The sequence below is a fragment of the Viridibacillus arvi genome (assembly GCF_001274945.1).
Lineage (GTDB): Bacteria > Bacillota > Bacilli > Bacillales_A > Planococcaceae > Viridibacillus > Viridibacillus arvi.
Genome location: NZ_LILB01000005.1, coordinates 1,348,999 through 1,372,708, shown reverse-complemented (window position 1 = coordinate 1,372,708; position 23,710 = coordinate 1,348,999). Strand labels below are relative to the sequence as shown.

Sequence of the window (23,710 nt, the reverse complement as noted above, 5' to 3'; positions counted from 1 at the left end):
GAATAAATAAAAAGCAGGACAGTCTTTTAAATAAGACTGTCCTGCTTTTGTTATTAAAAAATTAAATGACCGATACCTGCGATAATTGGTAAAGAAATCAAAGTACGTAATAAGAAAATAATCATTAACTCGAAAAAGTTAAGAGGAATCTTAGTACCAAGGATTAAGCCACCAACCTCTGACATGTAGATTAACTGTGAAACAGAAACACCGGCTATGACAAAACGTGTTAAGTCTGACTCAATACCAGAACCAAGAATAGTAGGTAAGAACATATCAGCAAAACCAACAACCATAGTTTGTGCAGCTTCAGCAGCTTCAGGTAAACCTAGAACTGTTAAAATCGGTTCGAATGGCTTCCCTAAGAAAGTAAATATGCCAGTGAACTCGGCAAGCATTAACGCTACAGTACCAAATGCCATAACGATCGGTGCAACACCGAACCACATATCTAAAACGTTTTTAAAACCATCGACGAAAAATTTACTAAAATTACGATTACGTTCAGCTGTATTTAATGCATTTTCTAAACCATGTGTAATCATATTATAACCTTCTGGCAATTTTTCGCGCTCAAGGTTAAGAGGTTGTCCATTAATATAAGTATTCTTTTTCTTAGAAAGGGGATAAATACGTGGCATGATTAATGCCAACACTAAACCACAAAGAACAACCGCACCGTAAAATGGAATGAAGTACTCACCTAAATGTACGGTATCAATTACAACGATACAAAATGTGATGGATACTATTGAAAACGAAGTCGCGATAATCGCTGATTCCTTTTGTGTATAGTTGCCCTCTTCATATTGACGACTAGTTAAAAGGACACCAATTGTACCATCGCCTATCCAAGAAGCTAATGCATCAATAGAAGAACGTCCAGGAATTTTGAATAATGGTCGCATAATTTTAACCATCATTGTACCGAAGAATTCAAGTAAACCGAATTCAGTTAAAAATGGAAGCAGTAGGCCTGCGAATAAGAAAATCGTGAATAGGAAAGTTACAAGACCACCGTCTGGATCCATTAACAGTCCACCTGTGTTTTCGTTACGGATTGCGCTCGGACCGAAATCTTGTACAACCATGAATGCAAAGACAAAACCAAGGACACGTGCGATTGTCCAAAACCAATTTACACGGAATATTCCATCAAACATTGTAGGTTTCTCAGGATTCTTTTGCGGAATAAAGTGATAAGCAACTGAACCTAATGCTGCGATGAAAAATACGATAACCGTGAACCAAGAGATGAATGAAACCAAAGATCCGGCAAGTAAATTCGCCAAAATCGCAATAGGAACCTTCCAGCCATCAGCTGTCTTAAGTGGCGTCATAAATAAGAATACGCCAATCAGTGACGGGATTATAAATAATAGCCAAGTAGATATAGGGAATTTTTTCATTTTATATTAAATACCTCGTTTTATAGTTGAATATTTATTCATCATAAAGAGTTTACATTCAGATGTAAATAGTTTGGGTAAAAGACGTACTTTTCAGACAATAACAAATGCGAATCCTTTTATTTACTTATGAAAAATAAAAAAAACCCTATCAATTTTTTACTAAAATTGATAGGGGAGGAGTAATTCATTTAAAATTGCTCTTCAAAATCTTCATGCCAGCGATAGCTGAAGAAACGTTCATAAGTTAACCAGTTCTCAGCCTCTGGTTCACCTGCTTCTAGACGCTTTTCATTTTCCTCAAGCATCCAAGCAGTTTGAGAAATATGAGCGCGCATTGAGCCAAGTTTTTGCTCGCGAACGTCACGAATATTATTTACAATATCTGGTTCTCCAAGACCTTCACCAGTATTATTCGCAAAAGCTACTGCATGTAACTTAGGACGTTGTTCAACAGGCATGCGACGTACAGCGCGTACCACAGCACGCGCAGTTGCTTCATGATCAGGGTGAACCGCGTAATTTGGATAGAATGTGATAATTAAAGATGGATTCAATTCATCGATTAAATCAGTCATCATCTGAACCATTTTCTCATCATCTTCAAATTCTACTGTTTTATCACGTAAGCCCATCATACGTAAATCTGTAACGCCCATTGCTTCGCATGAAGCGATTAATTCTTTTTTACGGACTAAAGGTAAAGTCTCACGTGTCGCGAATGGGGGATTTCCAAGATTACGTCCCATTTCGCCAAGTGTTAAGCATGCATATGTGACAGGTGTACCTTGATTGACATAAGTTGAGATGGTGCCAGAAACACCAAATGCTTCATCATCAGGATGCGGGAATACGACAAGTACGTGTCGTTCAGGTTGTAGTGCCATCTGAATCACTCCTTAGTTAATAAGTAAATGGTGTTTCGCTAATTTCAAGTGCAACTGCTAATTTGCCGTCATAGTCATGTCCAGCCATTAACAAACGATTTTGTTCATCTATTTCATAGTGAGTAATGCCTTGAGCATAAACCCAGCCATGAGCCATTTTCAAACCAACACGGTGAGGAACATCTGCTGTAACTTTACCCAATTCATATTGAAGTTTAACGTTACGGATAAATGCACCAGCGTTGAATACTTTTTCATTGAAATGAGAGGCATAAGCCCCGTTGGTTGTCTCTAAATGTATATAAACATCTTTATTCGCAAAGGAATTAAGAAGTTGTTGAAGCTTTTCTATTTGTACTATTTCCATTTAAATTCTCCTTCCAACAGCTAGCAATCTATTATCTAGTATAGAGAAAAATTCCTGCGAATGCGATTCGAAAGCTCAAAAAATATATTTTCTTTATATGCTTTGTAAGAATTAAGGTGAAAGTTGTTTTTATAGAAGCAGAGCGTGCAAAAATTAATTCTTTATTTAAAAGTGCATGATTTATTATTATGTTCATTTAAATAAGGACAACCTGTTTATATAAAAGAAATGCTTTTTTTGCATAAAGAACTGTTGTCCCATCATAAATTCTTAGACATCGTTTAAATTTGAAAAGATATACATAAAAAACCTCCGCAATAATTGAATTTGCGAAGGTTCCAATATTCGATATTAAACTTCAGTAGTAGTGATTTTCGGAGTACCGTAAACGCCTTTTGCACCGTGCATAACAGGTCCAACGAATTGATTTAATTTCCAGCCATGTTCAATAGCAGCAGCAACAAAAGCTTTTGATTCGAAAACAGCTTCTCTTACAGATAAACCGTTTGCTAGGTTAGCTGTAATAGCAGCTGCAAAAGTACAACCAGCACCATGGTTATATGTAGTATCTACTTTATCAGCTTCAAGCAGGATGAATTTTTCACCATCTGAGAATAGGTCGATAGCTTTTTCATGTTGCAACGCTTTACCGCCTTTGATAATAACATTTTTAGCGCCAAGTTCATGGATTTTTTGTGCTGCGACTTTCATTTCTTCAATAGTTTTTGGTGTACCTGTTCCAGCCAATTGTCCAGCTTCAAAAAGATTTGGTGTTGTAACAAGTGCTTGTGGTAGAAGGTATTTAATCATTGCTTCAACATTTCCTGGATTTAATACCTCATCTTCACCTTTACATACCATTACAGGATCAATAACAACGTTTGTTGTCCCAGAGTTTGCAATTGCTTCACCAGCTACTTGAATAGCTTCTTCAGTAGAAATCATCCCTGTTTTTACTGCATCAACGCCTGTAGAAAGAGTTGTTTTTAACTGAGCTTTAAGAACGTCGATTGGTAATGTATATACACCATGAGACCAGTTATTGTCTGGATCCATTGTTGCAACAACAGTCACTGCACACATACCGTATGTGCCATGCTCTTGGAAAGTTTTTAAATCAGCTTGTAAACCTGCACCACCAGAAGCATCTGTGCCGGCAATTGTTAGTGTTTTTTTTAGTGACATTGAAATAGACTCCTTTTATGAAAAACTTATTTTATTAAACTTTCCGAATATAAAAAATGTAATTGAATAGTCCTATTATAACGAAAAAACTGGCTAGAATGAAATGGTCAAAAACCAACTTTTTAATAAGGTCAGTTTGGATTTTTATTTAGGTAACTGATCTGCATTTATAATTCTTCGAATAATAATAATCCCACCTAAACAAAGTAAACCTACTATGCTAGCTGCTATGTAATGTCCTTTTTGTATAAATCCAATTAATAAAAATAGAAAAAGTAAAATAATTAAAACAAAAAATATATAGAAACAGCCCATGCCGAACGATTTTGCCTGCTCTGGCACGTGTTGGCCACTTTCAGCTACATTCGTAATTCTTTTCACCTTTTCTCGCCATTGTAAATCAGCCATTCCACCAACTCCTTTCCATTATATTACTCTAATACGGTTTTAAATAATATTGCCGTTAATCACCAAATTCAATCGATTGTATTAATAGAGCAGAAACTTTTATAATAGGAGTGAACATAGTAGAATAATGTCGAATTGAATATCGGGAATATTAATTTCCTTTTTAGATTAATAGAAGAGAGGGATTAAGGTGACTTCAAATAAGAAAATACGAGAGCTTGAGAAGATGTTAAAAGAATTAAAGTCAGAAGAACAATCTGCCACAGTTCTTGATTCTCCAGAGTCTCTTTACTATAGGAAAGATAGAAAAAAGGGCTTTATACGGAAATTTTTAATACCTAAGTTCTTTATGCAATGGTATGTATGGGCAACTATTATTGTCTTAGCGCTATTAATAATCATTCCGATTGCAACTATGAACCTTATTAAAGGTAGTACATTCACAGAAAATAAAGGTTCAATCATGGAACGTATTCAAAATTTAAATGAACTAACAACAGCTGAGGCATATACAAAAATCATGATTGAGCGCTCTGATAATAAACTTTTCGGTAAAGAGATTGGTGTAAACTTACCTGGAACTAAAAGAGAATTATTAGTTGTAATACCTGGTGGCGTTAAAGCAGGTGTAGACTTTTCAAAGATTACCGAAAAAGATATTGAATTAAATGAAGAGAAGAAAATAGCTACGATTACATTGCCAACTGCAAAGATCTTAGGGGAGCCGCAAATAGACTTTGATCATGTTCAAGTCTTTTCAAGTGAAGGCCTGTTCCGAGAAAAAGCAGATATTAGCGAAGCATATGAACTTGCTAAAGAAGCAAAAAAACTAATGATTGAAGAAGCAACCACTCAAGGGGTTATTGATACAGCAAAAAGTAACGCTCAAAGTTCTGTCGCTGATATGTTTGCACTTGTCGGATATGACGTGACAGTCGAATTTAAGGAGTAGAAAAGATGACAAAGCAAATTTTAGACAACGATTGGCAGCAAATACTCAGTACAGAATTTAATCAGCCGTATTTTTTTCATCTTCTAGATTTTTTGGAAAACGAATATGCCACGCAAACGATATATCCTCCCAAAGCGGAGGTGTGGAACGCTTTTCGATATACATCATACGATGATGTGAAGGTTGTCATTTTAGGGCAAGATCCATATCACGGAGAAGGTCAAGCACATGGCTTGAGCTTTTCTGTGAAACAAGGTGTGAAGCATCCACCAAGTTTACAAAATATGCTGAAGGAATTGGAGTCAGATTTAGGCCTTCCGATTCCAATAGACGGGACATTAACGAAATGGGCAGAGCAAGGCGTACTCATGTTAAACACCGTCTTAACGGTGCGTGAAGGACAAGCTCATTCACATAAAAAACAAGGCTGGGAGCAGTTTACAGACACAGTTATTCAAAAGCTATCTGACCGTGAACAACCTATCATATTCGTCCTATGGGGTAAACCAGCACAACAAAAAAAACGACTGATTGATACAAGTCGCCATGCTATTATCGAAGCACCTCATCCAAGTCCGCTTAGTTCATACAGAGGCTTTTTTGGTAGTAAACCATACTCTAAAATTAATGCACAGCTCCAAGAGTGGGGAGTATCGCCAATAGATTTTGATTTAACAAAATAACCATTCGGAAAACCGTTCTTCTAGTGGAGAACGGTTTTTATTTTTGAGTAAATGATTTGAGCGTACTCGGATTGTTATAAATATTGGAGAATCGCAGTTTTTAGGACATGAATATTCTGCTAAATAACAAAGAGACCAGTTAGCGCAACAAAGCCCCAAGTTAGCGCAACAAAGCCCCAAGATAGCGCAACAAACAACGCAGTTGGCGCAACAATCCAATCTCCATCAAAGGAGCTCCCCTAATGCTAGCCCGCTTCAGCATTAAATAAGCTATTGATAGGGGATAAGGTGAAACAATTATGTTGGAATGGATCTAATTGTGGGTAAAAAGAGGTTTTAGGACATGAATATTCTGCTAAATAACAAAGAGACCAGTTAGCGCAACAAAGAGCGGAGATAGTGCAACAAAGAGCGAAGTTAGCGCAACAAAGCCCCAAGATAGCGCAACAAACAACGCAGTTGGCGCAACAATCCAATCTCCATCAAAGGAGCTCCCCTAATGCTAGCCCGCTTCAGCATTAAATAAGCTATTGATAGGGGATAAGGTGAAACAATTATGTTGAAATGGATCTAATTGTGGGTAAAAAGAGGTTTTAGGACATGAATATTCTGCTAAATAACAAAGAGACCAGTTAGCGCAACAAAGAGCGGAGATAGTGCAACAAAGAGCGAAGTTAGCGCAACAAAGCCCCAAGATAGCGCAACAAACAACGCAGTTGGCGCAACAATCCAATCTCCATCAAAGGAGCTCCCCTAATGCTAGCCCGCTTCAGCATTAAATAAGCTATTGATAGGGGATAAGGTGAAACAATTATGTTGAAATGGATCTAATTGTGGGTAAAAAGAGGTTTTAGGACATGAATATTCTGCTAAATAACAAAGAGGCCAGTTAGCGCAACAAAGACCCAAGTTAGCGCAACAAAGCCCCAAGATACCGCAACAAACAACGCAGTTAGCGCAACAATCGAATTTCCATCAAAGGAGCTCCCCTAATGCTAGCCCGCTTCAGCATTAAATAAGCTATTGATAGGGGATAAGGTGAATCAATTATGTTGGAATGGATCTAATTGTCGGTGAAAAGAGGTTTTAGGACGTGAATATTCTGCTAAATAACAAAGAGGCCAGTTAGCGCAACAAAGAGCGAAGATAGCGCAACAAAGATCCAAGATAGCGCAACAAAGACCCAAGATACCGCAACAAACAACGCAGTTACCGCAACAATCACCCCACCAACTACTTTCCGCCTCTAAATAAACGTCTTCAACATTAAAGTCAAAAACCCGTCACTTTATGGTTTGATATAATCATGGTAAAGTGAAGTATGAAGAGGGGGAGCGTCATGCAAGAGAGTTGTTTTAAATGTAGGCATTTCTATGTGACTTGGGATCAAAGGAGTCCTAGAGGGTGTCGGGCATACCAATTCAAAAGTAGGGAGCTGCCTTCTGTAATCGTAAAAAAGTCCTCGGGTCTTGAGTGTTTAAAATTTGAGCCGAAGCAGGGAGGAAACGTCTAATGATTTCTCATGAATTAATTGTTACTGAAATTGACAAACATTTATTGCAGGCAAAAAAGGCAAAAAATGAGCAAGAAATTCGTGAAGCACTTTCTGCGGTTCGGGCATTATGCGATGTTGTGCTAGCTAAATCTTCAGAAACTATAGCGAGACCATCAAGACCACTTGACATGCAAATGCAAAATAGCCAAGTCGTTCAAGCACAAAATATACAACCATCACAACAGATGATGCAGACGCAGATACCGGCTTCTATTACTACAAACAAGCTTCACGAAGAGGATGCAAATGGTGACTCGATTTTTGATTTTTAGAAAAGGAAGTGTCTAAAGAAGATGAGGTTTTTTATTATTTCAGGAGCTGTGAACGCATTCATCGCAGTGGCACTGGGTGCTTTTGGAGCACATGCACTTGAAGGGAAATTATCCGATCACTATGCAGCCGTATGGGATACAGCAGTACAATATCAAATGTTCCATGCATTAGGATTAATCGCGATCGGTATATTAATGAGTTCTTCATTAATTGGGCCAGTTACTCAGCTTTCACGTGCTGGATATTTAATGCTAGCAGGAATCGTATTTTTTGCAGGTAGCTTATATGTTCTATGCTTAACAGGTGTAGGCGTTTTAGGGGCAATTACACCAATTGGTGGAGTTCTATTCTTAGCTGCTTGGGTAATGGTTATTCTAGCAACTCTTAAACATGTATAATTTTGAAAGAAATCCTACTTGCTAATTTATCAGGTAGGATTTTTTAGTAAAGGTCGGTACTTTATTAAAAATACGTATTACTTTTTTAATAAAATATAGAAGATGAGGTGATGAGATGGTAGTAAGCCAAAGAGATTTGAAAAGCTATATTTGGATGGCGTTACTTTTACTTGTTCTTGCGACGAACTTTGCATTATATCGGACGCCATTGACGGAAGTTTTTTTATCAGAGGAAACAAAAGGTGTTATACTAGGTAGTCTTTTTGATTTAGCAATTGTCACGCCATTATTAATCATCGCAATCGATCGAAAAAATAAATTTACTATAAAACGTTTCATAATGTTAATGGCGGGCGGATTAATTTTCGCAAAGCTTTTAATTCCAGCCCAGCATCTAGCGCCGTTCGTCGGGTTTTCCTATGTAGGTTTTGCCATAGAGGGCTCTATAATTTTATTTGAGCTCAGTTTGATTGGATTTCTATTTTTCCTCATGCCTGCGGTCATACGTGATGTACGTACGTATGATGAAGGTTTATTATTTGCCTTTCCAAAGGCCGTGCAGAAAAGGGTATCTAAGCACCGAATTGTACAAATGATTATCTCAGATTTACTTATGTTTTATTATGCTTTTGCTTCATGGAAAAGGCCAATTCCAGTAGTAACTAACACCTTCACTTTACACAAAAAATCTAGTCTACTTGCCTTTCAAATTATGCTAATACATGCGATAGTAATCGAAACATTAGGCATCCATTGGTGGCTTCACGAAAAATCAATGGTTATTTCCATTATCCTACTCATATTGAATGTATATAGCGTTGTTTTCTTTCTTGGGGATATACAAGCAGTACGTTTGAATCCAGTACGTCTGAAAGAGCAGAAATTATATTTATCATTAGGTCTTGTAAAACAGATGGAACTTTCATTAGACGACATTAAGTCGATTACAACTGATCAAGAAGAACTCAAGAAGAAGCTTAATGCTAAAACAACAATTGAATTTGTTGCAAGAGACTTTGAAGAAGTCCATCCACATATGATTTTAGAATTAAAAAAACCATGTACAGCATCTTTGTTGATAGGTTTTAAAAAGCAATATTCACGTGTCGCTATTCGTCTTGATGACCCAATAGCCTTCAAACAAGCATTACAACAGCATTTAAGTAATGAATAAAAAGACAAAAACCCTTCCTTTTATATGGAAGGGTTTTGCTATTTACTGAGATTGATTAAAATAAGCTAATTCCTCGTCAAATTCTGCATAATCGAAGTAAATCATAGGGAAGAGATATCGGTGATTCGTTCTGAGATCACGTAAAATGACATGATCGCGACCAGCCGCCTCCACGACACCGCGTACATTAATCGTATTTTTTCCAGCTTCTACTGCATGCTCAAACGAAAAGTGAAAATTCCCTGGCTTCCCACGATTTAGTCGTAAAATATTTTCAATATAAGATTCCTCACGTAATGGAAAACCTGATGGTCTACCAGTACTCGGAATTGTCACTTGGGGAGGAATCATCTGTTGTTGATAGTTAGGTGGCCAATAATATTGGACCATTCATTCATCCTTTCTAACTGTTAAATTTGCGGACAATCACTTTCACTTGGAGAGAAGAAGCAATGCGACTTAAAACGCCCAGAATTCCATTGGCCATACCATTGATCAGGGCAGCCACCCTCAGGTCTGAAAAACCATAGCGAGCGCGTCGCTGGGTGAAATCTTTCACCGTTAATTACTCTGCGCGCCAAACGTTTATCTAGTTCACGTGCCCGTTGATAAAAGTACCCTTTCTGCGTTGCTTCAAATCCACCTGGACTTTGAAAAACCATTTGTTCAATTGTTCGAATATCAGTAAAATCGAGACAGCTAGCAATTACCCTGTTCACACCAACATTGCCAACCATCAGCATACCAAGCTCTCCTTCGCCCTCTGCCTCGGCTCGCATCAATCTTGCTAGTAACTCTAGTTGTTTTTCCGTCGATTGTATGACAGGCATCGCAAGACCTCCTCATTAAAATATATGCAATATTATGAAAATAAGACCGCCTATTCGTGTATAATGAAAAAAATATCTATTTAGGGAGATGTATTTCATGAAGGAAAGTGCACTTGTCATTCAGACAAAATTACAATCGTTAGGTTTCGATAATCAAGTAGTAGAGTTACCTGACAGCGCACGTACAGCACAAGAAGCTGCAGATGCCATTGGATGTACGGTTGCACAAATTGCTAAATCAATCATTTTTCGACTGAAAAATACTAATACTCCACTTTTAGTTGTTGCAAGTGGTATTAATCGTATAAATGAGAAGCATATTGCCAAAGTTGTAGAAGACAAGCTTGGTAAAGCTGATGCAGAATTTGTTCGTGAACATACAGGATTTGTAATCGGGGGAGTAGCTCCCATCGGACATGTATCAGAAATTCAAACTTTAATTGATGAAGACCTTTTTCAATATGATACAATTTGGGCAGCAGCGGGTCATCCAAAAGCTGTGTTCCAGCTAACTGCAGATGAACTCTTACAGCTCACCGGCGGCAAAATTGTCGCAGTTAAATAATTAAGAGGACAAAACTCACGAAACCTCAGAGAAAGAAGTGTCATACATGCATTTTGTTTTCGATTTGGATGGTACGATTTGTTTTAAAGGCCAGCCAGTCACAGAACCTATACTACAAAGCTTAGAGCAACTTACAGCAAGTGGACATGAAGTCGTTTTTGCATCCGCACGTCCGATAAGAGATTTATTGCCTGTACTTCATAAAAGGTTTCACGGATATAAAATGATAGGTGGGAATGGCTCACTTTTATGTCAAAATGGAAACATTAAACAAGTAGCTCGATTTAGCCCAACAATATTAGTGAAGTTAAAGGCATTATTAGAAAAGTATCAAGCTACGTATTTAATTGATGGCGATTGGGATTATGCTTATACGGGACCTGCAGATCACCCTATTTTAAATAATCTTAATCCTCATAATTTAGCAGAAAAGAAACCGCTTGAAAAACTAAATTCGATTATTAAGATTCTTATTTTGACCTCTTGTAATATGGATGCCCTTCATGAAGATTTGAAACAACTAGATGTTATCATTCACTTACATAGAGATGAGGGAATATTGGATATTAGTCCAACAGGTATTCATAAATGGAGTGCATTGAAGCAACTTCATATTTCTTCAGGTAGCTATATTGCATTTGGGAATGATACCAATGATATCTCAATGTTCGAACATGCCCATCATGCAGTTATGATAGGCCATCACGAGATACTTGCACCATATTCTGATGAATCTATTACAAATGATATTAATGTTGAACAGCAGATTATTGAGAAATTAGCTGAATTTAATGTTCGATATGCATAAAACGCTTTCTGAAAAAATAATATCTATTAAGTAAAAATATACACAAAAACAGCAAACTCTTTGGATTTACTTTAAGAGTTTGCTGTTTTTATTTATTCTGTGGAAGCCTTTTGCTTTTTCGCATTTTAATCCAGTTAAAATAAAAGACACATATGAACATAAAAAAGAAAGCTCAATAAAATAAAGAGCTTTCATTTAAAGATGAAAAATTAAACAGTTAGAAGTTTCACTAATTTTTCGTTGTCTAAAATATTACCAACGAAGAATGCGCCGAACTCAGCATAACGAGCACTTACTTCATCAAAACGCATCTCATAAATTAGTTTTTTGAATTGCAATACGTCTTCAGCAAATAGAGTAACGCCCCATTCATGATCGTCAAAACCGACAGAACCTGAGATGATTTGTTTAACTTTACCTGCATAGCTACGGCCGATTAAACCGTGACTGCGCATTAATTCTTTACGCTCATCCATTGGTAGCATATACCAGTTGGCGCCTTCTTGACGACGTTTATCCATTGGATAGAAACAAATATGATTCCAACGAGGTAATTCAGGATATAAACGAGAGCGTACATGTGGATTTTGGTACGGATCTTCGTCAGAGTCTTTTCCAGCAAGGTAGTTTGAAAGCTCGACCACTGAAACGTAAGAGAAAGAAGGAATTGTGAAATCAGCAATTGCTAACTTGTTGAATTCGGTTTCAATCTCTTGTAATTCTTCCATTGTTTCACGTAATGTCATAAGTACGAAATCTGCTTTTTGACCTACGATTGAGTAGAAAGCATGGCTTCCTGTTTTCGCAATGTCAGCTTCGTTAATTTTTTCTAGATATTTAATAAACTCTTCAACTGCTGCTTGACGCTCTTCTTCAGAAACTAGTTTCCAAGAAGCCCAGTCAATTGAACGGAAATCATGTAGTACGTACCAACCATCTAGTGTTTGTGCTGCTTCGATCATTGTTTATGGACACTCCTTTTAGTGAGAATCATTCTGCATTAGTTTAGCATAAAACAGGAAAATAAGTCTCCCTATTGCTTGAAAGTCACGAATTTGACATGAGAAAATTGACTTATTCGTGTATGCTAGTGAAGAAAACATTATAGTCCAGGAGAATGAAAATGTTAACATACCTACAGCAAAAAACATGGCGTTTTTGGGATCAATCCGTGAGTGGTATTGGACACTCACCATTAGAATCATTTGCTGCTGATGATACATTGTGCCATTTAGTTGGCCAAGACATGTCACCAGCAACAGTCCGCACCTGGGTACATAACAATTCAGTTGTACTTGGTATTCAGGACCATCGCTTGCCACATATTGCAGATGGTATGAATTTTTTGGCGGTAAAAGGTTTCACACCAATTGTTCGTAACTCAGGTGGGCTTGCAGTTGTATTAGATTCAGGTGTTTTGAATATTTCCATTGTACTGTCTGAACATCATTCAAAAATCGATATTAATACAGGCTATGAAGTAATGTTAGAAATCATCAAAGCATTATTTCCAAAAGCTGCAGAACATATTGAAGCGTATGAAATCGTCGGTTCATACTGCCCAGGTTCTTATGATTTAAGTATAGGTGGCAAGAAGTTCGCAGGCATCTCACAACGTAGATTGCGTCAAGGTATCGCCGTGCAAATCTATCTATGCATAGAAGGCAGTGGAGCAGAGCGTGCAAGTTTAATAAGAGATTTTTATAAAATAGGTTTGCAGGGTGAGGAAACAAAATTTGAATATCCACAAGTACGTCCAGAAGTTATGGCTTCCTTATCTGAACTCTTAAATGAAAAATTGACAGTTCAACAAACCGTTATAGATTTACAAAAATTATTAATGGAACTAAGTGATGAACTAAAAATTGGTTCATTACAACAAGAAGAAATGGAACTTTATAGTTTCTATTTGAATCGCGTGTTTGAACGTAATAAAAAGATGTTAAGTAAATAACAGAGAAAAAAATAACCCGACGCGCAAGCGGGTCGGGTTTTAGTATTGGATTAAAAAATGAAATCAAGTGGCGGAAGAGGGAGGCAAAGTCTATTGAAGAAATGCTATCCTCTCTTAACCCTATTAATTCGTAGGCGGTTCTTTAACAACTAAATTCCCGTTGCGTTCCATAGTGAAAACGGGAGCGATATGCTCTTCCTCTTCATCTAGTGTTATCATTCGGCGTGCGCGATTCATAATTTGAGCAAATTGCTCGTAATCTTTGCGCATGTGGCGATTCTCCTTCTCTAGCTTGTTAAGTTCAGCTTCTAAGCGGGATACTTTATCATTAGCCACATTAGCCAAATGACGCCATCTTGAAGTCTCAGAATCATTGCCACTACCCATATGTTGTAGTCGCATTAAATAAGCTATGACAACATCAAGTGATAGCGATGATAGTGGAATAGAACGCTGTTGCTCAGGGGCACCATTACTCTCATTACTTCCATTAGTAGGTAGTACGTAGATTCCTGTATTTCGGCGACGCACGGTTTGTCCGAATACACGCATACGTTCCTTACGTTCTTTTTTAGCGCCCGCTAATTCATTTTCATAGATTTTACGAACGACAGCATTCCAACGAAAGCCACATGCAGCTGCGGTCCTATTCAGGGCATCTCCCGCTTCTTCAAAAGCATTTAATTGTGTACTTCCTTCTTTAACATGTCGAATAACAGCTTCTGCTAATAATTCATCGTTTTCTTTTAACCAAGCATCTTGTCTGACTTTTACCATTTTATAACCTCCTATAATGTTGATAGTCTCAGCGTGGTCACTTTCTCTATTTTTTATTCACAAACTTGCAAAATATTATGCTAGGTGTTGTTGTGGAGGCTTTTGTAGTGAAAAGAAAAGAGAATGCTATGAGAGAACGACCCATTATAAGCTTGAAGGAACGGCTATAAATACGATACAATGACTGTTAGACTTCAGATTCAAATATAGAAAGGGTTGTAGACAGATGGCAAACGAATTCAGAGTTTGCGATGAATGTCAGGCCGTTAATTTAAAAACATTAATCCCGAAATTAAAAGAAATCGATGCTGATGCTTCAGTCGATATCGCATGTCAGTCATATTGTGGTCCTGGACGAAAGAAAACATTCGCATTCGTAAATAATCGTCCTTGTGCTGCTTTAACAGAAGAGGAATTAATGGAAAAAGTACGTGCCAAATTAAAATCACAAAATCGTCTATAACAGACGATTAGTATGTTGATATGACAATCATTATAGTAATTAGAGCAACAAACTGTAGACTTCTTAGCGTAGGAGTTAGTTCATAAACTTACTAAGTTCCTAGCTTGAAGTCAGACTTTAGCCGCCTTTCCGAAAGGTGGTTTTTTCATTTATACTTGTAATTAAAGTTGTAGTAGAATGAGTAATTCGATAAGGAGTTGAGTGTAATTTACTACAATTATTTTTTTATTTAGTAAATAAACAATTTTCTTATCCCGAATCAAAGATGTCAATATCATTTAATAGATATAGTTAGTGTAATTTGTCCATTAGTTTAGTTGCCTCGTTAATAGGATATATATTCAACAAATCAATACAAACAGTGGAAGTGGGGTGCCTTATGAGTTATGCGACAGCAAAGTTAGAAGAAGAAAAAGTGTTTAAGGACCCAGTCCATCGCTATATACATGTGCGAGATCAGGTGATTTGGGATTTAATTGGAACAAGAGAATTTCAAAGATTACGCCGTATTAAGCAACTCGGTACGACTTATTTAGTGTTCCATGGTGCAGAGCATAGTCGATTTAATCATTCACTTGGTGTTTATGAAATTGTCCGTCGAATGGTCGATGATGTGTTCAAGGGTAGACCAGAATGGGATGAAAGTGAACGGCTTGTCGTACTTTGTGCTGCATTATTGCATGATTTGGGACATGGACCTTTTTCACATGCTTTTGAACATGTTTTTGACTTAGATCATGAGGAATTCACACGCCATATTATTATGGGAGATACAGAAGTCAATCAAGTACTCAGTCGTGTTGCGGCTAATTTCCCTTTAAAAGTATCGAATGTCATTGCAAAAACGTATGAAAATAAACAAGTTGTCAGTATGATTTCAAGTCAAATCGACGCTGATCGTATGGATTACTTACAACGGGATGCTTATTATACTGGTGTCAGTTATGGTCATTTTGATATGGAACGTATATTGCGCGTGATGCGTCCGCGAGAGGATCAAGTGGTCATCAAATCGAGTGGTATGCATGCAGTAGAAGATTATATTATGAGTCGTTATCAAATGTATTGGCAGGTTTATTTTCATCCTGTATCACGGAGTGCGGAAGTAATTTTGACAAAAATTTTACATCGTGCGAAAGCGTTAAGTGAAACAGGTTATAAATTCTTACACGAGCCTACGCATTTTCAAGCATTTTTTGATAAAAATATTGAACTTGAAGATTATTTAGCTTTGGACGAAAGTATTTTGCTGACATATTTCCAACTATGGATGCGTGAGGCGGATCCTATTTTGAGCGATTTAAGCAGACGTTTTGTGAACCGGAAATTGTTTAATTACGTGGAAATTGACCCTGCCAAAGATTATCAAAAGCTACGTGAACTTGAGAATCTATTCCGAAAAGCTGGTATTGACCCGCAGTACTATTTAGTTTTAGATTCGTCTTCAGATTTACCATACGATTTCTATCGTCCGGGTGAGGAAGAGGAGAGGTTACCGATTCATCTATTAATGCCGAATGACGAAATCCGTGAATTATCGAGATCATCTGATATCGTCGATTCCATATCCGGAAAACGCCGAACGGATCATAAATTATATTTTCCAGAAGATATTTTACTAGAGAACGGTAAGAAAAAAACACTTAGAAAACAAATATTAGAAATATTAAAAGGTTAATAACCTCCCGGAAGGAGATTTAAAAGTGCTAGAAGAACACGCAAAAGTCGTACAATTTGTGTCATTAGCAGGTCAAGTCACTGGTCGTAAAAAACTACAAAAGATGGTCTATATAGCAAAGAAAATGCGATTTCCATTCCAGGAAAAATACCAATTTCATATATATGGCCCTTACTCAGAAGAGTTGACGTTACGCGTAGAAGAGCTTTGTAATATGGGCTTTTTAACGGAAGAAAAAGAGGATAAGGGATCATATGTACAATACCGCTATGCAGTTACTGCTGAAGGGACAAGTTTCTCTACTATGCTAGGTAAGCAACATGACAAGCTACCAGAAGTGATCAATATGATGAATGATAGAAGTGCACGTTTTCTAGAGCTTGTTTCAACGCTACTATATTTTGATGAACTCACAAAAGAAGAGCAAATTGAAAAGGTACATGTGGTAAAAGGAAAACTGAACTTTACAGAAGATGAGCTGACAGATGCTTTTGAATTTATAGCACAACTTGCAACAGTATCGATTCAGTAAGAAAATCCCCAAAAGTGGGGGTTTTTTTATACAAAAAAAGCCATCCCTAAAAAGGGACAGCCCTACTTACGATAACTATATTATTAAAGGTCGCTCTTACGTACGCCACCAATAGCGTAGTGTGATTTTTGCATTTCTTCGATGATAATTGAGATGTTTTCTTTTGGTGCATCTACAGACTCGGAAATTGCAGCTGTTACCTTTTCAACCAAATCACGTTTTTGATCGTCTGTGCGACCTTCAAGCATTTTTATTGTTACTATAGGCATAAAGAGTCCTCCTCATTTAAAATATAGTGTATATTCGTTATAATAACAGAACGGAGGGATTTTGAGAAATGACTAATGAAGAAAAACCAAAACAAAAATTAGGATTTACGATTATTAAAAACGATCCAACAGACGGACATAAAGGATTTGGCGTAGGTTCTTTAACTCTTGAGAACGTATCACCGGTCATTATTGATATTGAAGAAAAAAAAGCCACTGTAGAAGTAGGGGCTATGCATGCACGTAGTGATGTTGAAAGAGGTATTAAATTTACAACGAATCGAGAAGATTCAGCAGGTGGTAAACCATATTGGCTAGTATGGGTGACAATCGATCATAAAGAAGGTGGAGCTTATTTTGCTGGTGTAACAGCTTGTGAAATGGTTGTCAATAGGGAAAAACGTCGTGGTTATAAAATTTTAGCAGACCATGTCAATAAAATGGATAAATCGATGAAACGTCATATCATTGTAGAGCATATGGACGAAGAGTCAAAACGAGTGCTAGGCGAGTTTTTACACGGCTTTAACGAGAAAATGTGGTCTTTAAGTTCAGAAGAATTACGTGAACAATTAGCCTTCTAAAATTTTGAAAATAATTGAACAAAGTGTGACAATTATAAACCGGTTTCAATACATGGTTGAAACTGTCATTGAAAGGCAGTACACTTTAACTACAACTTAAGAAAGTAAGCTAGGACATCTGGTAACCGATTTGATATGAGAGACATGCGACATTTTGACAAACCCAAGCCGGATGCCCCATGTAACTCATATTTTCGAGAACCAAAAAGCTGCATCTTCCTAAGGATAACGGACTCCTTAGGAGATGCAGCTTTTTTTATTCAAATAGTGAAAAAGGAAATAGATGCCAAGATGTTTCGTCTTTCTTCGTTAAATCACTAACAATACTTGGATCTGTACATAGCTTTTTCGGGATATCTTTCTTTTTCATATATACAAGTCGTTGTTGATCACAACTTGAAGTCGCGAGACCACCTGTTTTTACATCGACAATTACGCCTTCAATATTATCGGGTGCCAAAAATGGCTCACTAGGTAATCCTTCATGTGCCTTTTCCATAAAATCAATCCAAATTTGTTTTGTAGCTCGTGAATCTTCTGCACTGGTCATTTGTTTGCCTTTATCGTAACCATTCCAAACACCAGCAGTTAAAGAAGGGGTAAAACCAACCATCATTTGATCGGTTAAAGTTGTACCGGATTTTGCTGCATAAGGTCTAGTTTGTTTGTTACGAATTGAAATCCCAGTTGCCGGTGCGTAATCATTAAAGACTGGATCGAACATACCAGTCATCAACTGTGTGATTAAAAACGCATCATCTGAACTAATCACTTGTTTCTGTTTCTGTTTCTTTTCTGCTTTATAAATAACTTTGCCATTTGCATCTGTAATTGAAATAATTGTTGTTGGTTTCTTTTGAACACCTTTTGCCGCTAATGTGTTATAAGCGGAAGTTAAATTCATTAAGCTTACTTCAGAAGTACCAAGAGCTACCGCTGGTGAATTTTGTAATTTACTTTGGATGTTAAATCGATCCAGTACATTACTGAATGCTTTATAGCCGATTGTTTCAAACGTCTTCACTGCGTAGATATTATCCGATATAGCAATTGCTTGTGCCAAAGACATTGGATGATCCGCAAATTCGCCATTTACATTTTTGGGTTCGTACTTAGAGCGTCCATCATCATAAGTGAAAATGGTAGGGCTAGTATCCATAAACGTTAAAGGAGTATAACCTTTCTCCAGTGCAGCACTATACAAAAATGGCTTAATAGCAGATCCAGGTTGCCTTTTAGCTTGTGTCACCCTATTGAATGTACTTGTTAAATAATGTCGTCCTCCGACTAGAGCAGTAATATAACCTGTAGATGGATCCATACTAACGAAGCCAACTTCTAGTTCATCGTTTGGTAATGATTTCTCAACAGCTTCTTCAGCAGCTTTTTGATGGTAAGTATTCAATGTTGTTTTGATTACCCAACCACCTTCTTCAAAGCGACGGCCCTTTTCAGTCAGTATATCTTTTGCTTCCTGCCAAGCTGTATCTAAAAAGTATGGTGCTAGTGATTTCGAATTTTCCCATTCCTCATATTTAAAATCAAGAGTTTCGTTCTTAGCTCTCTCTGCTTGTTCTTCAGAAATAACATTTTGGTTAGACATTAAACTTAATATTAATTGTTGACGACCTATTGATTTTTCTTTATTAACTGCAGGGGAATAAATACCTGGTCCTTTTGGAATCCCAACTAGTAAAGCAGCTTCAGAAAGAGTTAAATCTTTTGCTGATTTCCCAAAATAAAATCTACTTGCAGCTTCTATACCATACATACCATGTCCAAAGTAAACAGTATTTAAGTAGCCTTCCAAAATCTTATCCTTATCATAAAAGATTTCTAAACGGTATGCATAGAGTGCTTCATTTGCTTTCCTTAACCACGATTTCTCATGCGATAAATATAAATTGCGAGCATATTGCTGCGTAATTGTACTCGCACCTTCAACTTTGCGCATTGCCTTAACATCTTTCAATAATGCGCCTGCAATACGGGTGTAATCAAAACCGTTATGCGAATAGAAATTTTTATCTTCCGTTGCAATAAGTGCTTGTGCAACAAAAGGAGAAATTTCATCTAGGTTTACCCAGTAGCGACGTTCCATAGAAAATTTATCGCCAGCTCGATGCCCATCCGCATCTAAAAAAACGGTTGCCTTCGGAACAGCGAGAGAAGGCGCACCCGCAATTTGTGCGTATATTCTGAGTGACAGCAATACTGTTAAAAAAGCTGAAATACCTACGACACTCCACATAAGAGTGCGTTTCCAGCGCTTATTCACCCTTCTTTTTCGCCAATAGTCTGCTCGATTCATAAGAACAGCTCCGTTCCACCAATTTAGCGATAGTATGTGATGATTCTATGTAAAATAAACGGACGAAAAAAATTTAAAAGGATTAATTTGGTAATTATTGGCGACAACAAAAAACGCTAAGGGTGAATTCTCTTAGCGTTTTAATATAATAATATTAATTATTCAATTGGTTAAAGTGAACGAGTTGGTTTGAACCTCTTGCTATTGCTTGCATGATGGCCTTATCCGCCGAAAATGCGAGTTCTTTTGAAGTATTGCCATTGTCAGGATATGAACAAATACCAATGGAAACAGTAATTGGAATTACATAGCCAGTAGACACAACAAGTGGTGTTTTGGCAATTTGTGATTGAATTAAATTTGCATAATGTATGCCATAGGCAGGCGCAGCCTCTTTACAAACAATATAAAATTCTTCGCCACTAATCCTAGCAGCTTCTGCATTAATCGTTTTCACATAGTTTTTTAACTGTGTACCAATTTGTTGTAAAATTTCATCACCAACAGGATGACCATACGTTTTATTAACTTTTTTAAAAGAGTCGATATCAATTAATATCAATGAAAAAGGGACGTTATTAGAGAGTAAATCATCTATTATTTGCTGGAAGCGTCGATTATTCGGCAGTCCAGTTAAGTAATCTGTTTCTGCCATTTTTTCGGTTTCTCGCATACGAATAAATTGATTTCGAATTGATTTTAATACAAGTAAAGTTATGTAAAATGACACGATATAAAAAAGTGCTGTTTGAATAACATTTTGTAAGCCATTTATCTTGGTATCTGAAAGAATATAGAAAACAATGCAAACTTGGAAAACGATATAAGTGAAATAGAAATAGATATTGCGGAAAGTAATTGGTCTTTTAATTGAAATTAATGCGATAACACCACCAATTACTAAAATATTTAATCCTCCAAAAATAGACGTTTCTGATAAGCCAAACACATAAATTCGAAAAACCCCAATGATGAGCGAGGACAAAGCAATAGCAATTGGGCCACCGAGCAATCCACTGAGTAAGATACTAATAAAACGACCATCACTAATAATATCATTTTGGTAATGTACAGCCGTGCCCATCAAAAGTAAACCAGTAAGTCCAGCTACAAGACCGACGATCCAAGGTTGCAGCTCAATAAAACTATCTTGATAAGGTTCTAAAGACTCGTATAACCAATATGAAAATATAACAAAAGTAAATAAAATCGAAAAATTAATGACTAATTCGAGCAACATATAGATTCTCTCCTACCATTTTATCCCTCCATTATAACATTCAATTTTACAAGGGAAATTAAAATAATTATGTTTTCCCTATAAAACGACATAAGGTAGTGAGAGGTAGTGATTATAAAGAACCCACTGTTTGTCCTAAATTTACTTGCACCTTGAAAAAACAAGCGAATCTAACCTATAATAAGAAGGTTATATAAAGAATGGAACGGAGGCCCATAAGTATGGCTAGTGAACTTAAAGCACCCGTAAAATTAAAGTTAAAAACGACAATTCGACAATCTGAAACAGAAGCTGAAACTTATGAGCTTTGGTCAGAAGGTACGATAGTTCAAAAAAGGGACCAAACGTACTTACAATATGAAGAAGTTCAAGAAGATAAACATATTCGTTCAACTTTAAAATTCGGTAATAATGAGGCAGTTATTCTTCGGAATGGTGATGTGAAAATGCGTATGCCATTTTTACTTAATCATGAACAAAACGGCCATTATGATAGTGAATTCGGTGCATTACCAATCGTGACGTATACGAAGGACATGCTATTCGAACCGCATGACAGTAAAACGAGCGGAAGATTTTATTTAAACTATGATCTAATCATTGGTGGACAATCAGTAGGCGATTATACTTTAGAAATTAATTACTCGGAGGGAAAATAATGAACGCAGTAGAACAAGTGCAACATGCGATTAAAGAAGCGCTTCTTGCAGCAGTATCAAAAGCAGGTCTTTTAGAAGATACATCAACATTGAATATACACTTAGAAACACCAAAGGATAAGACGAATGGCGACTATGCAACTAATATAGCTATGCAACTTACAAAATTAGCGAAGAAGCCACCACGTGCAATCGCGGAAGCTATTATAGAAAACCTTGATACTACAGGTACTGCTATTGAGAAGATCGATATCGCAGGTCCTGGTTTTATGAATATTGTGTTACGTAAAGACTATTTAGCGGAAGTAATCACAACTGTTTTAGCGCAAGGCGCTGAATATGGACGTTCACTAGCTGGCGCTAATGAAAAGGTGCAAGTTGAATTTGTATCAGCTAACCCAACTGGTGACCTTCATTTAGGACATGCTCGAGGAGCATCTGTAGGGGATTCATTATGTAACGTTTTAGACTTTGCAGGATATGATGTCTCACGTGAATACTACATCAATGATGCAGGTAATCAAATCAATAATTTAGCAGCATCTTTAGAAGCTCGCTACAAACAAGCGTTAGGTCTAGAAGCTACTATGCCTGAAGATGGTTATCATGGTCAAGATATCATCGACATCGCAGGTAAACTAGCTGCTGAGTTTGGTGATTCGATTTTAAGTAAGTCAGATGAAGAGCGCTTTGAATTTTTCCGTGAACATGGCTTGAAATTAGAGCTTGGTAAATTACAAAAAGACTTAGCAAACTTCCGTGTAGACTTTGATGTTTGGTATTCTGAGACATCACTATATAAATCGGGTAAAGTTGAAATGGCTCTAGAAAAACTTCGTGCGAATGGTCATGTATTTGAAGAAGAAGGCGCTACTTGGTTCCGCTCGACAACATTTGGCGACGACAAAGATCGCGTACTTATTAAAAATGACGGCTCTTACACATATTTAACACCAGATATTTCATACCATGAAGATAAAATTCAACGTGGTTTCACTAAACTTATCAACATTTGGGGAGCAGACCATCATGGCTATATCCCACGTATGAAAGCAGCAATCGAAGCACTTGGATACGATCGTGACACATTAGAAGTTGAAATCATTCAAATGGTGAACTTAATGAAAGACGGCGAAAAAGTGAAAATGAGTAAACGTACAGGTAACGCGGTTACTTTACGTGAACTTGTAGAAGAAGTCGGCTTAGATGCAGTACGTTACAACTTTGCAATGCGTGCTGGTGATTCACATATGGACTTTGACCTTGACTTAGCTGTTAAGCAATCAAATGAAAACCCTGTATACTATGCACAATATGCACATGCTCGTATTTCTTCAATCTTGCGCCAAGCAAAAGAACAAGGCTTTGCAGCATCTGAAGAACATTTAGATCTTCTTAATGCAGAGAAAGAAATTGATGTCTTGAAAAAAGTAGGGGACTTCCCACAAGTTGTTGCGGATGCTGCGAAGAATCGCACACCACACCGTATTACTAACTACATTCAAGAACTAGCAGCAACTTTCCACAGCTTCTACAATGCTGAAAAAGTATTAGATGCTGACAACAAAGATCGCTCAGAAGCACGTTTATCTCTAATTACAGCAGTTCGCACAACAATCGCCAACGCACTAAAACTAATTGGCGTATCAGCACCTGAGAAAATGTAATTATAAAAGGAACCTTTTTGTACTGATGCCGAATAGCTGATGAACCCAAGAGGTACCTACAAAAAAAAGACTATTTCGCACT

26 protein-coding genes are annotated in these 23,710 nt (G+C 37.1%); 14 read left to right on the top strand and 12 right to left on the bottom strand.

Annotated features, from left to right (window positions below; genetic code table 11):
• Positions 1 to 53: 53 nt before the first annotated feature.
• The 5 genes from AMD00_RS15790 to AMD00_RS15770 all read right to left on the bottom strand — a co-directional run bounded on the left by AMD00_RS15790 (position 54) and on the right by AMD00_RS15770 (position 4,256).
• Entirely contained in the window at positions 54 to 1,409 is a 1,356-nt protein-coding gene (locus tag AMD00_RS15790; protein WP_053417951.1) for a YjiH family protein, read from the bottom strand.
• A gap of 191 nt (positions 1,410 to 1,600) precedes the next feature.
• Positions 1,601 to 2,296, bottom strand: coding sequence for a bacillithiol biosynthesis deacetylase BshB2 (gene bshB2 / locus AMD00_RS15785; protein WP_053417950.1), 696 nt, complete (start codon positions 2,294 to 2,296; stop codon positions 1,601 to 1,603).
• Positions 2,297 to 2,312: 16 nt separating this feature from the next.
• Entirely contained in the window at positions 2,313 to 2,663 is a 351-nt protein-coding gene (locus tag AMD00_RS15780) for a YojF family protein (protein WP_053417949.1), read from the bottom strand.
• Positions 2,664 to 3,014: 351 nt separating this feature from the next.
• The gene (thiD, locus tag AMD00_RS15775; RefSeq protein WP_053417948.1) at positions 3,015 to 3,848 is read right to left on the bottom strand and encodes a bifunctional hydroxymethylpyrimidine kinase/phosphomethylpyrimidine kinase; all 834 of its coding nucleotides are present in this window, start codon (positions 3,846 to 3,848) and stop codon (positions 3,015 to 3,017) included.
• Positions 3,849 to 3,992: 144 nt separating this feature from the next.
• Positions 3,993 to 4,256, bottom strand: a complete 264-nt coding sequence (locus tag AMD00_RS15770) for a hypothetical protein (RefSeq protein ID WP_053417947.1) — start codon at positions 4,254 to 4,256, stop codon at positions 3,993 to 3,995.
• A 190-nt stretch (positions 4,257 to 4,446) separates the two neighbouring features.
• On the opposite strand from AMD00_RS15770, the gene AMD00_RS15765 reads away from it, so the two are divergent.
• From AMD00_RS15765 to AMD00_RS15740, 5 genes are all read left to right on the top strand, one after another.
• Entirely contained in the window at positions 4,447 to 5,208 is a 762-nt protein-coding gene (locus AMD00_RS15765) for a DUF4230 domain-containing protein (RefSeq protein WP_053417946.1), read from the top strand.
• Positions 5,209 to 5,213: 5 nt separating this feature from the next.
• A complete protein-coding gene (locus AMD00_RS15760; RefSeq protein ID WP_053417945.1) occupies positions 5,214 to 5,891 on the top strand; it encodes a uracil-DNA glycosylase in 678 nt (225 codons plus the stop codon).
• Positions 5,892 to 7,403: 1,512 nt separating this feature from the next.
• Positions 7,404 to 7,718, top strand: coding sequence for a YwdI family protein (locus AMD00_RS15750; RefSeq protein WP_053417943.1), 315 nt, complete (start codon positions 7,404 to 7,406; stop codon positions 7,716 to 7,718).
• 21 nt (positions 7,719 to 7,739) lie between these two features.
• Complete coding sequence (locus AMD00_RS15745) at positions 7,740 to 8,117, top strand: DUF423 domain-containing protein (protein WP_038180164.1); 378 nt, start codon at positions 7,740 to 7,742, stop codon at positions 8,115 to 8,117.
• 115 nt (positions 8,118 to 8,232) lie between these two features.
• Positions 8,233 to 9,291 carry a hypothetical protein gene (locus AMD00_RS15740; RefSeq protein ID WP_053417942.1) on the top strand — a complete coding sequence of 353 codons (1,059 nt, stop codon included), beginning with the start codon at positions 8,233 to 8,235 and terminating at the stop codon, positions 9,289 to 9,291.
• A gap of 42 nt (positions 9,292 to 9,333) precedes the next feature.
• On the opposite strand, the gene gerQ is transcribed toward AMD00_RS15740, so the two are convergent.
• On the bottom strand, positions 9,334 to 9,681 hold the full coding sequence (gene gerQ, locus AMD00_RS15735) for a spore coat protein GerQ (RefSeq protein WP_053417941.1): 348 nt from the start codon (positions 9,679 to 9,681) through the stop codon (positions 9,334 to 9,336).
• A gap of 20 nt (positions 9,682 to 9,701) precedes the next feature.
• Positions 9,702 to 10,121, bottom strand: a complete 420-nt coding sequence (locus AMD00_RS15730) for a cell wall hydrolase (RefSeq protein ID WP_053417940.1) — start codon at positions 10,119 to 10,121, stop codon at positions 9,702 to 9,704.
• Between the two features lie 97 nt (positions 10,122 to 10,218).
• On the opposite strand from AMD00_RS15730, the gene AMD00_RS15725 reads away from it, so the two are divergent.
• A complete protein-coding gene (locus AMD00_RS15725) occupies positions 10,219 to 10,686 on the top strand; it encodes a YbaK/EbsC family protein (RefSeq protein WP_245639536.1) in 468 nt (155 codons plus the stop codon).
• 46 nt (positions 10,687 to 10,732) lie between these two features.
• On the top strand, positions 10,733 to 11,494 hold the full coding sequence (locus AMD00_RS15720; RefSeq protein ID WP_053417938.1) for an HAD-IIB family hydrolase: 762 nt from the start codon (positions 10,733 to 10,735) through the stop codon (positions 11,492 to 11,494).
• A gap of 209 nt (positions 11,495 to 11,703) precedes the next feature.
• Here the strand turns inward: AMD00_RS15720 and hemQ are convergent, their stop codons facing one another.
• Positions 11,704 to 12,456, bottom strand: a complete 753-nt coding sequence (gene hemQ, locus AMD00_RS15715) for a hydrogen peroxide-dependent heme synthase (RefSeq protein ID WP_053417937.1) — start codon at positions 12,454 to 12,456, stop codon at positions 11,704 to 11,706.
• A gap of 161 nt (positions 12,457 to 12,617) precedes the next feature.
• Between hemQ and AMD00_RS15710 the strand changes: the two genes are divergently transcribed.
• A complete protein-coding gene (locus AMD00_RS15710) occupies positions 12,618 to 13,448 on the top strand; it encodes a lipoate--protein ligase family protein (RefSeq protein WP_053417936.1) in 831 nt (276 codons plus the stop codon).
• Between the two features lie 123 nt (positions 13,449 to 13,571).
• On the opposite strand, the gene AMD00_RS15705 is transcribed toward AMD00_RS15710, so the two are convergent.
• Positions 13,572 to 14,225, bottom strand: coding sequence for an RsfA family transcriptional regulator (locus AMD00_RS15705; RefSeq protein WP_053417935.1), 654 nt, complete (start codon positions 14,223 to 14,225; stop codon positions 13,572 to 13,574).
• Between the two features lie 226 nt (positions 14,226 to 14,451).
• Here AMD00_RS15705 and AMD00_RS15700 point away from each other — a divergent pair, with 226 nt between their 5' ends.
• The 3 genes from AMD00_RS15700 (at position 14,452) to AMD00_RS15690 (ending at position 16,898) form a co-directional block, all read left to right on the top strand.
• Complete coding sequence (locus tag AMD00_RS15700; protein WP_038180139.1) at positions 14,452 to 14,688, top strand: DUF1450 domain-containing protein; 237 nt, start codon at positions 14,452 to 14,454, stop codon at positions 14,686 to 14,688.
• Positions 14,689 to 15,067: 379 nt separating this feature from the next.
• Positions 15,068 to 16,366 (top strand): HD domain-containing protein, encoded by a 1,299-nt coding sequence (locus AMD00_RS15695; protein WP_053417934.1) that lies wholly within the window; start codon positions 15,068 to 15,070, stop codon positions 16,364 to 16,366.
• 25 nt (positions 16,367 to 16,391) lie between these two features.
• Positions 16,392 to 16,898 (top strand): YwgA family protein, encoded by a 507-nt coding sequence (locus AMD00_RS15690; protein WP_053417933.1) that lies wholly within the window; start codon positions 16,392 to 16,394, stop codon positions 16,896 to 16,898.
• A gap of 83 nt (positions 16,899 to 16,981) precedes the next feature.
• On the opposite strand, the gene AMD00_RS15685 is transcribed toward AMD00_RS15690, so the two are convergent.
• The gene (locus AMD00_RS15685) at positions 16,982 to 17,167 is read right to left on the bottom strand and encodes a 2-hydroxymuconate tautomerase (RefSeq protein WP_053417932.1); all 186 of its coding nucleotides are present in this window, start codon (positions 17,165 to 17,167) and stop codon (positions 16,982 to 16,984) included.
• Positions 17,168 to 17,235: 68 nt separating this feature from the next.
• Between AMD00_RS15685 and AMD00_RS15680 the strand changes: the two genes are divergently transcribed.
• Positions 17,236 to 17,751, top strand: a complete 516-nt coding sequence (locus AMD00_RS15680) for a YwhD family protein (protein ID WP_053417931.1) — start codon at positions 17,236 to 17,238, stop codon at positions 17,749 to 17,751.
• 256 nt (positions 17,752 to 18,007) lie between these two features.
• On the opposite strand, the gene AMD00_RS15675 is transcribed toward AMD00_RS15680, so the two are convergent.
• Together AMD00_RS15675 and AMD00_RS15670 are read right to left on the bottom strand one after the other, a co-directional pair.
• Entirely contained in the window at positions 18,008 to 20,062 is a 2,055-nt protein-coding gene (locus AMD00_RS15675; protein ID WP_053417930.1) for a transglycosylase domain-containing protein, read from the bottom strand.
• A gap of 154 nt (positions 20,063 to 20,216) precedes the next feature.
• Positions 20,217 to 21,302 (bottom strand): GGDEF domain-containing protein, encoded by a 1,086-nt coding sequence (locus AMD00_RS15670; RefSeq protein ID WP_053417929.1) that lies wholly within the window; start codon positions 21,300 to 21,302, stop codon positions 20,217 to 20,219.
• Positions 21,303 to 21,523: 221 nt separating this feature from the next.
• Between AMD00_RS15670 and AMD00_RS15665 the strand changes: the two genes are divergently transcribed.
• Complete coding sequence (locus AMD00_RS15665) at positions 21,524 to 21,961, top strand: DUF1934 domain-containing protein (protein WP_053417928.1); 438 nt, start codon at positions 21,524 to 21,526, stop codon at positions 21,959 to 21,961.
• Positions 21,961 to 23,628: an arginine--tRNA ligase gene (gene argS / locus AMD00_RS15660; protein WP_053417927.1), complete on the top strand. Its 1,668-nt coding sequence runs from the start codon at positions 21,961 to 21,963 to the stop codon at positions 23,626 to 23,628. The genes AMD00_RS15665 and argS overlap by 1 nt, the downstream gene beginning before the upstream one ends.
• The last annotated feature ends 82 nt before the right edge of the window (positions 23,629 to 23,710 follow it).